The following is an 11,075-nucleotide window of genomic DNA, read 5'->3' on the forward strand; positions in this document are numbered from 1 at the left end:
AACGCGCTGCGATCATCTGAGAGCGTTTCGTCACTTCGGCTCGCTGCGCTCGCTCAGCACGGCGCTCGTCGCTCAACGACCGGGGTTCGGCACCACCGCATAGCGGCGCAGCCTCAGCACCGGATTGACCTCCCGCGTGCGCGCGATCAGCGCCGGGTCGACCGCGGCGATCGCGATGCCCTCGTCGCTGCCGACGCCCGCGACGACGACCCCCTGCGGATCGACGATCTGCGAGTGCCCGACTCCGATCGGGGCGGGGTGGTCGGCCGAGATCACGTAGGCGGTGCTCTCGATCGCGCGGGCGGCGAGAAGCGTCGTCCAGTGGTGCTCCTTGAGCGGGCCGCGCACCCACTCCGCCGGCACGACGAGCGCGTCGGCACCGGCATCCGCGAGCGTGCGCGCGACCTCGGGGAAGCGCAGGTCGTAACAGGTCATCAGGCCGTACCGGATGCCGTCCAGCTCGAACACCGCGGTGCTCAGCTCCCCCGGCGCGATCCAGTCCGATTCGGTCTGCCCGAACGCGTCGTACAGGTGCTGTTTGCGGTACACGGCCCGCACGCCGTCGACGGAGACCGCCACGACGGTGTTGTGCACGCGACCCGCGTCCGCCGTCTCCACGAGCCCCGCGACGATCACGACGCCGTGTTGGGCCGCAACCTCGCGCAGCGTCTGGACGAACGGCCCGTCCAGCGGCTCTGCGTTCGCGGCGAGCGAGGCATCCATCGGATTCACGAAGTAGCTCGAGTACTCCGGGAAGACGATCAGCCGTGCGCCGTGGGCCGCCCCGCGCCCGACGAAATCCGCGACGCTCTCGCGATTCGCGGCGCGATCCGCCGTCGGTGCGAACTGACAGACGGCGACGAGCGGGGCGGATCCGGACATGACCCCATCCTGCCTCAGGAAGCGGCCCGCTGCTCGGGTCCGCGACGCGAACCCGAGCCGGTTCGATTCGCGGGGTGGTGGAATCCGTGCTAGGCTGACTTCTTGTGCCGCGGGGTGGAGCAGTTCGGTAGCTCGCCGGGCTCATAACCCGGAGGTCGTAGGTTCAAATCCTGCCCCCGCAACAAAGAAAGGCCCCTGATCAGGAGAAATCCGGATCGGGGGCCTTTTTCTCTCCGCGCTGCGCCAGACGAACACGCCCGCCGTTCGTCTGCTTTTGAGCGAGCGGCCCTCCCCCGGTAGGCTGTTCTACGTGCCGCGGGGTGGAGCAGTTCGGTAGCTCGCCGGGCTCATAACCCGGAGGTCGCAGGTTCAAATCCTGTCCCCGCAACAAAGATGAAGGCCCGGTCCGCAAGGACCGGGCCTTCTCGTCATGTAGACGCGTCCCGTCGCGAAGACGTCGCGCTGCGGCATGAGGAAGTCAGACCTCTGCGTTCATTCCCGGTGCTCGATCTCGCAGTCCGGACCGGGGAACACGAGCGACTCGTGACCGTCGTCGAAGCGGACGAAATACGGTGGTCCGCCGCTGTCGCCGCGCACCTCGATGACCTCGCCGTGGCGCTCGGTGTCACCCACCTTCGCGCCATGGATCACGATGCGGGATCCCGCCACGAGTTCCATTCGTTCCACCTCCTCGCCGAGCCGATGCCCCCATCATCCGCCTGCGGCACGGCCTTCGCCAGGGGAAGATGCGGAGACCCCCTCCTGCGCATCGGCAGGAGGGGGTCTCCGAGCGGCTGAGCCGCGACTGCTACTTCGCCGTCTCCGACGACGTCGACAGCTCGAGCAGCTTCTGCACGGCCTCCGTCAGCTGCTTGTCCGCGGCGGCGAACGCCTCCAGGTCGCCGGCCTTCAGCGCGGCGTCGCGGGCCTGCATCGCCGCCGAGGCATCCGCCAGCGCCTGCTTCTCCGCCGCACCCGGCTCGGCCGGCGTCTCCTCGCCATCCGTCGGCGGCGTCTCGCCCTCCGTCGGCGGCACGTCCTCATCACCGCCGGCCGCACCGGCGTCGCCGCCGAACAGTGCGTCGAGCGCCTCGGTCAGGGTGTCCTCGAACGCCACCTGATCACCGAAGACCACGAGGATCTTCCGCAGGTTCGGCAGCTGGGTGCCCTTCGACTGCTGCACGTACACGGGCTGCACGTACATCAGCCCGCCGCCGACGGGGAGCGTCAGCAGGTTGCCGTAGAGCACCTGGGACTCGCCCTGCTGCATCAGGTTGATCTGCGGCGTGACGGTGGTGTTCGAGTTGAACGTGTTCTGCACCTGACCGGGGCCCGGCACAGTCGTGTCCGTGTCCACCTCGAGCAGCTGCAGTTTGCCGTAGTTCTCGGCCTTCTTGCCCTTCGTCGACCCGGCATCCGAGTCGACGGACAGGTAGCCCATCAGCACCTCTCGGGTGCTCTGCCCCTGCGCCGCGGGGATGAACGTCGAGTACATCGAGAACCGCGACTCGTCCTCCCCCGGCATCCGCATCGACAGGTAGTACGGCGGCTGCGACTGGTCCTTCACCCGCGGGTCGTCGGGGGTCTGCCAGCGGTTGTCCTCCTGCGCGAAGGAGCTCGCGTCCTTGATGTGGTAGACGCCGAGCATGTTCCGCTGCACCTTGAACAGGTCGGTCGGGTACCGGACGTGGCTCAGCAGGTCGCCCGACATCTCGCTGATCGGCTCCAGCGTGGTCGGGAAGATCTTCTGCCAGGTCTTCAGCACCGGATCCTCGTCGTCCCACGCGTACAGCTTGACCGAGCCGTCGTAGGCGTCCACGGTGGCCTTGACCGAGTTGCGGATGTAGTTGATCTCGTCGAACGTCACGGCCGAGGCCGGGTTGGTCGAATCGGCGATCGCGTCGCGCAGGCTGACCTTCGAGGAGTAGGGGTAGGTCGCGCTGGTGGTGAACCCGTCGATGATCCACACGATGCGGCCGTCGACGACGCTGGGATACGGGTCGCTGTCCAGCGTCAGGTACGGGGCGACCTTCTGCACACGCACTCGCGGGTCCCTGTCGTACAGGATCTGCGACTCGGAGTTGACCAGGTTCGAGAACAGGATCTGCTCGGACTGGAACTTCAGCGCATACAGCAGCTTCGTGAAGGTGTTGCCGATGCGCGGGCCGCCGTCGCCCTTGAACGTCGTCTTGGTGTCGGACGCGCCGTCCTCACCGCCGCGCGGGTAGTCGATCTCTACCGGCTTCGTTCCCTCCGGCGCGCCGACGATCGAGTACTCCGGCGAGTGCTCGCCGAAGTACACGCGCGGCTCGTACTTCTCGGTGTCGGTGAGGAATCCGGATGACGGGATGCCCTGCTCGAGGAACACCGGCTCGCCGTCGACGGTGCGCTGGTTGCCCGCCATCGCGACGAGACCATAGCCGTGGGTGTAGACCGCGGCGCGGTTGTTCCAGCTGTCACCGCCACCGAGCTTGGTCATGTCGAGCTCGCGGACCGCGACCACGGTGTCCTGCATCTTGCCGTCGATCTCGTAGCGGTCGACGTCGAGGTCCTTGCCGAACTGGTAGTACGAGCGGTACTGCTGCAGCTGCGCGACCGTCGGGCTGATGATGTTCGGATCCATGATGCGGACGGATGCCGTGGTCTGAGCGTCCTCGCGGAGCTGCCCCTTCTCGGTGTCCGTCTTGGCCTTGATCGGCGTGACCGTCATGTCGTCGACGCCGTAGGCCGTCTTCGTGCTGTCGATGTTGCGGTCGTAGAACTCCGCCTGCAGCTGGTTCTGGTTCGGCTTCACCTGGAAGGTGGTGACGACCCAGGGGTAGCCGACGCCGACGACCAGGGATGCCACGACCAGCAGCGCGGTCGCCGCCAGGGGGAAGCGCCAGCGGCCGATCACGGCGGTGACGAAGAACAGGATCGCGACGACGGCGGCGATGATCGACAGGATCGCAAGACCCGGGATCGTCGCGTACACCCCGGTGTATGCCGGACCGGTGATGCGGTCCTCGGCCTGGGTCAGGGTCAGGTAGCGGTCAAGCCACAGGCTGACCGCCTGCACCACGAGGTAGAGTCCGGCGAGCACGGCGAGCTGGATGCGGGCCGGCTTGGAGATGCGCAGCTCGCGCTGGCCGATCCGCACGGAGCCGTACAGGTAGGACACCAGGGCGGTGATCACCAGGCACAGCAGCAGCACGGCCGAAACGAACGCGAGCAGCATGTGGTAGAAGGGCATCGCGAACATGTAGAACCCGGTGTCGACGCCGAACTCCGGGTCCTTGACGTTGGTGGTGACGCCGTTCGCCCAGAGCCAGACGATCCGCCAGTTGCCCGCGGAGGCGAAGCCGGCGAAGACGCCGAAGAAGATCGGCATGCCCCACATCGCGAGGCGACGCAGCGGCTCGACGACCTCCTGATAGCGGTCCAGCTGCGAGCTCAGGCGCACGTACACCGGGCGGAGCCGGTAGGCGAGCTGGATGCACACGAACAGCGGCACCGCCATGCCGAGGAATCCGACGACGAACATCACCGCCGTCGCCAGCCACTGGGTCGTCAGCACGGTTTCGAACCCGAGCTGATCGAACCAGAGGAACTCCGTGTACAGCGAGGCGAACACGAAGAAGCCCGCGATCAGCGCTGCGATGATGATCAGCGAGATCGTGAGGATTCTTCGTGAAGTCCGGGGCGTGGCCGCAGTCGGCGCAGGGTTCGAGGTCACGCGTCCATCCTAGGCAGGACGTCTGTGCACGGGCTTCGTAACGGAATGGTCTCGGGCCCGCCGACAGGCTCAGGAGGCCTTGCAGGTGGGCAGCTTCGAGGTGTCGCCGTCGTCGGCGATCACCTCGAGGATGTGCAGCGAGTCCTCGAGCGTCGCGGTGCTGTACACGTCGAGTCCGTCGGGGATGTGCCCGACGACCTCGTCGCAGTTGGATTCCGGGGCGAGGAAGATCGTCGCCCCCGCATCCCGCGCGCCGTACAGCTTCTGCCGGATGCCGCCGATCGGGCCGACCGTGCCGTCCGCCTCGATCGTGCCGGTGCCCGCCACGTTCTCGCCGCCGTTGAGCTTGCCGGGGGTGAGAGTGTCGATGATGCCGAGTGCGAACATCATGCCGGCGCTCGGGCCGCCGACGTTGTCGAGCTGGATCGTGACGTCGATCGGGAAGTCGTATGCGGTGGTCAGCGAGATGCCGATCAGCCAGGTGGTCTTCCCACCCGCCTCCTGCTTCTCCGGCGTGAGCGAGACCTGCTGCTCGGTGCCGTCGCGGTCCACGGTCAGTTCTACGGGCTCGCCCTCGGACTTCTGCACCTCTTCACGGAGCACCTTGGCCGAGGAGACCTCCTGCCCGTCGATCGCGACGATGACGTCGCCGGCCTCGAGCACGCCGTCGGCGGGCGTGCCCTCGATGGCGTCGACGACCTCGACCTTCGCACCGACGTCGTAGCCCAGCTCGGTGAGCGCGGCGGCCGTCGCCTCGTGCTGCGAGTTGACCATCAGCTCGGCGTTCTGCTTGTCGCGCTGCTCGGACGTGACCCCTTCGGGGAACACGACGTCGATGGGAACGACCGCGCGGGCCGGGTCGACCCAGGCCACCGCGAGCTCGGCCCAGCTCGGCGTGCGCTGCCTGTTGCCGACCACCTGCACCGTGGTCAGGTCCAGCGTTCCGCCGGTCGGGTAGGTGTCGGCACCGTCGACCTCGATCAGCGGCACCTGCTCACCGTCGGTCCCCTTCGCCGTGCCGAGTGTGTCGAACACCGGGCCGGGTCGCTGGATCACGTACGGCGTCGGAATGAAGGTGAGCGCCACCAGTGCGACCAGCGCGACGACCAGCGCCCACACGCCTACGCCGATTCGTCGGGACCGGGTTGGGGACACGGGCGACCTCCGACGTTCGCGAGCGGCGTACAGGGATCCGCGTTCGTCCGGGACCTGCGCAGAAACCTGTGACTAGCGTAGAGGTCACAGGCTTTCCGCGTGCTGAGAGGGCGACATGAGCGACGACCGACCCGACCCGTCCGACTTCGAGGAGTTCCTGCGCCGGATGATGTCCGGCGAGGGGATCGACCCGGAGGCGCTGCGCGATGCCATGAGCGGCATGGACGGCTTCCAGATCGACCCCGCGCAGATGCAGGCCTTCTTCTCGCAGATGCAGGGTGCCTTCGGCGGCGACCCCTGGGAGAGCACGAAGCGTCAGGCGCTGCACATCGCCAACCAGGACGGGCAGGGCATCACCGACGGCTCGCGCAGTTCGCTGACAGATGCGTTCGGTCTGGCCGACCTGTGGCTGAGCGAGGCGACCACACTGTCGGAGCTCTCCGCGCCGCCGCGAGCGATGACCCGCGGTGAGTGGGTCGAGCAGACCCTTCCGGTGTGGAAGGAGATCGCCGGTCCGGTGTCGACGAGCATCGCCGACGCGCTCACCCAGGCGCTCGGCTCGCAGGCGCCCGACGAGATGCGCGGAGTCGTGCAGGGCGCGGGGCAGTTGATGCGAGGGCTCGGCGCGTCGGTGTTCGCCATGCAGTTCGGCAAGGTCCTCGGCGACCTCTCCCTCGAAGTGGTCTCAGGCGGCGACGTCGGCATTCCGGTGCTTCCCGCGGGCACGGCCGCGGTAATTCCGCAGAACATCGCCGCCTTCGGCGAGGGGCTGGAGGTCCCGGAGGACCAGATCGCGCTGTACCTCGCTGTGCGCGAGCTCGCCTACGCACGGCTGTACCGGCACGCCAAGTGGCTTCACCTTCACCTGATGTCGCAGATCACCGAGTTCGCGCGCGGGGTCGAGGTCGACGTGGATGCGCTGCAGGATGTCGCGGAGCGGCTCGACCCGTCTAACCCGGAGGAGCTGCGGGCCGCGATCGAGGGCGGCGCGCTGCTCCCGGCGCAGTCCGATGCCCAGCGCGAGGCGCTCACCCGACTGGAGAACGTCATCGCGACGATCGACGGCTGGGTGGATGTCGTGACGACGGAGGCGATCTCGCGGCTCCCCGACGGGGCGCGACTGGCGGAGGCGGCTCGCCGCCGCCGCGCCGTGGGTGGCCCGGCCGAGGACGCGCTCGGCGCTCTGGTCGGCCTCAAACTGCGTCCGCGCCGCCTTCGTGAGGCGTCCGCCATGTGGCGCGCGGTGACGGACGCCGTGGGTGTCAAGGCTCGTGACGCGCTGTGGGACTACCCCGATCTGATGCCGCAAGCCTCGGACATCGACGACCCGGCTGCGCTGATCGCGCGTCTGCAGGCCGGCGAGCGCGGCGAGGCCCCCGCTGCGGACGAGTTCGACGAGGCGCTCGCCCGCCTCCTCGACGGCGACGACTTCGGCGGCTCCCCCTCCGAGGGCGACGCCAAGGACCAGTCCCCCGACGAGGACCATCCCGACGACCCCCGCCCGGTGTAGACACCCACCGCACTGAAGGCGTTTCGTCTCGCTCCTCCGTCGCTCGCTCAACGACCGCCGGGGCTGAAACCCACGCCTCCAGGAACTTCATCCCCCTACCTCCCCTCCCCGAGCACGCGAACCCTCCACAGAAGCAGAGCGGGAGGAGATGTTCCCGGAACGAGCATTGGAAGGGGCCCGCTGGGCGGAGCGGGCTTGCCCGCTCCGCCCAGCGGGAAGGCTCCACTCTGCGAGTGCAGGGAACATCTCCTCCCGCGACCCTCGAACCGGAGAACTTCTCCACAGCCCCGGCATTCGCTGACCCAGACGTCGACCGACCCGGCCATGATCAAGCCATGAGCCCGCTCAGTCCGACCACGAAGACACGCCTGGATCCCCGCTACCCGTTGCTCTGGCGCGACTCCGACACCGTTCAGTTCGGCATCGAAGGCATCGTCCGCGTCGACGCCACCGCGCCCTGGGTCGAGCCGCTGCTCGCGCGCCTCTCCTCCGGCATCCGTCTCTCGACCTTCGACGTCGTCGCGCACGGCGTCGGCGCCCCTCGCCAGCCTGCGCGCGACCTCCTCGCCCTGCTCCGCCCCGTGCTCCGCGACGATCCCCCGCCCGCACCGGCGTTCTGGGTGGAGGGTGTGAACGTCACGGACGACCGCGCGCTGCCGCGGATGGCGGCCTGCCTTCTCGAGGAGGGGCTGGTCCGCGGCATCCGCGACGATCCGGCCGATGTCGGGGTGATCGTCGTCGAGGGCGCGGCATCGGCGCTGCAGTTCGCCTCGTACCTGCGCGACGATGTGGCGCACCTGCCGGTGGCGTTCGAGGCCGCGGCGATGACGATCGGTCCTCTGGTGCGCCCTGGTGAAACGCCCTGCCTCTCCTGTCGCGACGAGCACGAGGCTCTGCGCGACCCTGCCTGGCCGCGCCTGCACACGCAGCTGATCGGCCGTCCGACCGGCGCGATCGCGTCGGCACGGCTCGCGCAGGCCGCGGTGCTGGCGGCGCGCATCCTGCGCACACCCGTGGAGGGTGCGGGACTGCTCGCCCGGGTCAGCCCCGACGGACGGATCGCATGGCGCTCGGTGAGATTTCACGGAGGATGCCTGTGCCGCGACCTGTCGTCCCGATCTCTGCCAGGAACCGGGACGGCGCCCGTTCCCCTCGTCCTGCGGTCCGAGCCCACGACAGCGACAGGGTACGCGCGGCCCGCGTGAGGCCGACGTAGGCGAGGCGGCGCTCCTCGTCGACCTGCTCGAAGGTCGTGGCGTACGAGATCGGCAGTGCTCCCTCGTTCCAGCCGGCAAGGTGCACGTGCGGCCACTCCAGGCCCTTGGCGGCGTGCAGGGTCGACAGCGTGACCGTGCGCAGCTCCGGCTCGTGCTGGTCCTTCGCCCTCGCGGTCAGGGTCTCGGCGAAGCTGCGGATGGTGGCATCCGCCGGCGCCTCCTCGGCGAGCCGCAGGATCGCACGCCGGGCCTCCCAGGCGTCGCGCTGCGCGCCGCCGGCCTGCGGCGGCTCCTCGGAGAGGCCGAGGTTGCGCAGCACGTCGCGCACCGTGGGCAGGAATCCGGCGAGCGCCGGGGCGACGGCTGCGGCGCGCAGCGCGAGCACGGCCTGGCGCACCTCCGGCATGTCGAAGAAGCGGGTGCCACCGAGCACCGTGGTGGGGATGCCCTGCGCGGCGAGCGCCTGCTGCAGCGGTGCGGACTGCGCGTGCGCGCGGTACAGCACAGCGATGTCGGCGGGTGAGGAGCCGCCCTGGATGCGGGCGGCGATCGCTGCGGCGACGCCCTCGGCCTCGTCGGTCTCGGTGTCGAACGCGGTGACCGTCGGGGGCTCTGCGTTGAACGTCTCCCTGGCCGGCACGAGGGCGAGTGCTCCGGGCCGCCCCTTCATGAGCGCGTTGGCGACGTCGAGGATCGGCGCCTGCGAACGGTAGTTGGTCTCCAGCCGCACGACGGTGGCATCCGGATGGCGGCGCTCGAACTCGAGCAGGTACCGCTGCTGCGCGCCGGCGAAGGAGTAGATCGTCTGGCTGGCGTCGCCGACCACGCAGATGTCGTGCCGGTCCCCCAGCCAGAGCTCGAGGAGCCGGTTCTGCAGCGGCGAGACGTCCTGGTACTCGTCGACGGTGAAGTGCCGGTACTGCTCGTGCACCGCCGCGGCGACGCGCGGCTCGGCCTCGATCATGCCCGCGCACGCCAGCAGCACGTCCTCGAAGTCGAGCTGCCGACGCTCGTCCTTGATCCGCTCGTACGCGTGCATCAGCGCGGCGAGCCTGTCGGCGTCGATGCCGGTGACCGTGCGTCCGAGCTCGGCATAGCGGTCGACCGAGATCATCGAGACCTTGCGCCATTCGATCTCGGAGGCGATGTCGCGCAGGGTGGCGGTGCTGGGACGGAATCGCAGCTCGTCGGCCGCCTGCCCGAGCATCCGCACCTTGTTGTTCACGATCGACGGGGCGTTGTCACCGGCGAGGGTCGGCCAGAAGAAGTTGAGCTGCGCGAGGGCAGCGGCGTGGAAGGTGCGCGCGGCGACCCCCTCGATGCCGAGGGCGCGCAGACGTCCGCGCAGCTCGCCGGCGGCCTTCGCAGTGAAGGTCACCGCCATCACGCGCGACGGCGAGTAGGCACCGGTGTCGACGCCGTGCGCGATGCGGTGCGTGATCACGCGGGTCTTGCCGGTGCCGGCTCCGGCGAGCACCGCCACCGGTCCGCGCAGCACGGATGCCGCCTCCCGCTGCCTTTCGTCGAGAGCGTCGAGTGCGCTCACTTCGTCCCTTCGTCTCGCTGCGCTTGCTCAGGACGGCGCTCGCTCAGTACGGCGCACGCGCCCTCCTCGTACCAGTCCACGATGAGTGCCCGCGCGATGGAGGACGGCCCCGGAAGCCCGACCGGGCCCTCCCCCTGCAGCGCCGTGGCGATCTCGGCGCGAGTGAGCCAGCGGACGTCGATGATCTCCGCACCGTCCGCGACGGCGTCCTCTTCGACCGCGGTGGCGCGGAAGCCCAGCATGAGCGACCGGGGGTACGGCCACGGCTGGGACGACACATAGCGCACATTCTGCAGACGGACGCCGGCCTCTTCGAAGATCTCGCGGTGCACGGTGGTCTCCAGCGATTCCCCCGCCTCGAGGAAGCCGGCGAAGGTGGAGTACATCCGGCCCTGCCAGTTCGCATTCGCGCCGAGCAGCAGACGTTCGCCGTCGGCGCTCTCGATGGCGACGATCACCGCCGGGTCGGTGCGCGGAAAGTGCTCGCGCCCGCAGGACGGACAGTGCCGCGACCAGCCGGCCTGCCGCAGTTCGGTCTCCGCGCCACATGCAGGGCAGAACCGGAATCCGGTCAGCCAGTCGGCGACGGCGACGGCCTCGATGAGCAGCTCCGCCTCGACGCCCGCGAGCACGCCGCCGGCGTCGCGCACAGCCGACCAGCGCGCCGCGTCGACAGGGGCCGGGTCAGCGGGCACGGCGTCGATCGCCACCGTGTCCACCGGAGCATCCTCGACGACGGCGAGCAGCACCGGGGTACCGTCCGGGTCCCGGCCGAGCAGTGCCCAGTCCCGGGCGCCGACGACGTCCGCCGGCGAGACGCGCAGCAGCGCGGCATCTGCCACACGGGCACGACGGTCGTGCACGACGATAACCCGGGTGGACGGCTCCGCCCGCAGACCGTCGACGATGCCTGGCGCGTCGCGCAGTTCTCCGGCTCGGTCGAGGAGGCCCGGTTCGACGATCATGTGCTCCCTCTCAACCACGGATTGTCCACGGCGGCGACGGCCGGCCGGTGCAGCGGCCTGTGCCCGATCGGGCGTGGCGTGGGCG

At 69.4% G+C, this 11,075-nt stretch carries 7 protein-coding genes and 2 tRNA genes; 3 read left to right on the top strand and 6 right to left on the bottom strand.

Annotation, left to right across the window (positions count from 1 at the left end; genetic code table 11):
* Positions 1 to 72: 72 nt before the first annotated feature.
* A complete protein-coding gene (locus tag GON06_RS06725) occupies positions 73 to 882 on the bottom strand; it encodes a carbon-nitrogen hydrolase family protein (protein WP_157311541.1) in 810 nt (269 codons plus the stop codon).
* 108 nt (positions 883 to 990) lie between these two features.
* On the opposite strand from GON06_RS06725, the gene GON06_RS06730 reads away from it, so the two are divergent.
* Together GON06_RS06730 and GON06_RS06735 are read left to right on the top strand one after the other, a co-directional pair.
* Positions 991 to 1,064: transfer RNA gene (locus GON06_RS06730), tRNA-Met, on the top strand.
* 132 nt (positions 1,065 to 1,196) lie between these two features.
* A tRNA-Met gene (locus tag GON06_RS06735) sits at positions 1,197 to 1,270 on the top strand.
* Positions 1,271 to 1,374: 104 nt separating this feature from the next.
* Here GON06_RS06735 and GON06_RS06740 read toward each other — a convergent pair.
* The 3 genes from GON06_RS06740 to GON06_RS06750 form a co-directional block, all read right to left on the bottom strand.
* Entirely contained in the window at positions 1,375 to 1,560 is a 186-nt protein-coding gene (locus GON06_RS06740) for a DUF1918 domain-containing protein (RefSeq protein WP_157311542.1), read from the bottom strand.
* 130 nt (positions 1,561 to 1,690) lie between these two features.
* Positions 1,691 to 4,597 carry a UPF0182 family membrane protein gene (locus tag GON06_RS06745; RefSeq protein WP_332837229.1) on the bottom strand — a complete coding sequence of 969 codons (2,907 nt, stop codon included), beginning with the start codon at positions 4,595 to 4,597 and terminating at the stop codon, positions 1,691 to 1,693.
* A gap of 69 nt (positions 4,598 to 4,666) precedes the next feature.
* Positions 4,667 to 5,752, bottom strand: a complete 1,086-nt coding sequence (locus tag GON06_RS06750; protein ID WP_332837230.1) for a YlbL family protein — start codon at positions 5,750 to 5,752, stop codon at positions 4,667 to 4,669.
* 115 nt (positions 5,753 to 5,867) lie between these two features.
* On the opposite strand from GON06_RS06750, the gene GON06_RS06755 reads away from it, so the two are divergent.
* Positions 5,868 to 7,262, top strand: coding sequence for a zinc-dependent metalloprotease (locus GON06_RS06755; protein WP_157311543.1), 1,395 nt, complete (start codon positions 5,868 to 5,870; stop codon positions 7,260 to 7,262).
* A gap of 1,041 nt (positions 7,263 to 8,303) precedes the next feature.
* Here the strand turns inward: GON06_RS06755 and GON06_RS06760 are convergent.
* Positions 8,304 to 10,025 carry an ATP-dependent helicase gene (locus GON06_RS06760; RefSeq protein ID WP_332837231.1) on the bottom strand — a complete coding sequence of 574 codons (1,722 nt, stop codon included), beginning with the start codon at positions 10,023 to 10,025 and terminating at the stop codon, positions 8,304 to 8,306.
* Positions 10,022 to 10,990: an NAD(+) diphosphatase gene (nudC, locus tag GON06_RS06765; protein ID WP_157311544.1), complete on the bottom strand. Its 969-nt coding sequence runs from the start codon at positions 10,988 to 10,990 to the stop codon at positions 10,022 to 10,024. The genes GON06_RS06760 and nudC overlap by 4 nt, the downstream gene beginning before the upstream one ends.
* Positions 10,991 to 11,075: the final 85 nt, after the last annotated feature.

Origin of the sequence: Microbacterium sp. MAH-37 (assembly GCF_009758255.1) — a bacterium.
In the GTDB taxonomy this organism is placed as follows: domain Bacteria; phylum Actinomycetota; class Actinomycetes; order Actinomycetales; family Microbacteriaceae; genus Microbacterium.

Excerpts from the sequence above, each read along its gene's own strand:
- GON06_RS06755 (WP_157311543.1), top strand. The coding sequence starts at position 5,868 with ATGAGCGACGACCGACCCGACCCGTCCGACTTCGAGGAGTTCCTGCGC.
- GON06_RS06725 (WP_157311541.1), bottom strand. The coding sequence starts at position 882 with ATGTCCGGATCCGCCCCGCTCGTCGCCGTCTGTCAGTTCGCACCGACG.
- GON06_RS06740 (WP_157311542.1), bottom strand. The coding sequence starts at position 1,560 with ATGGAACTCGTGGCGGGATCCCGCATCGTGATCCATGGCGCGAAGGTG.
- nudC (WP_157311544.1), bottom strand. The coding sequence starts at position 10,990 with ATGATCGTCGAACCGGGCCTCCTCGACCGAGCCGGAGAACTGCGCGAC.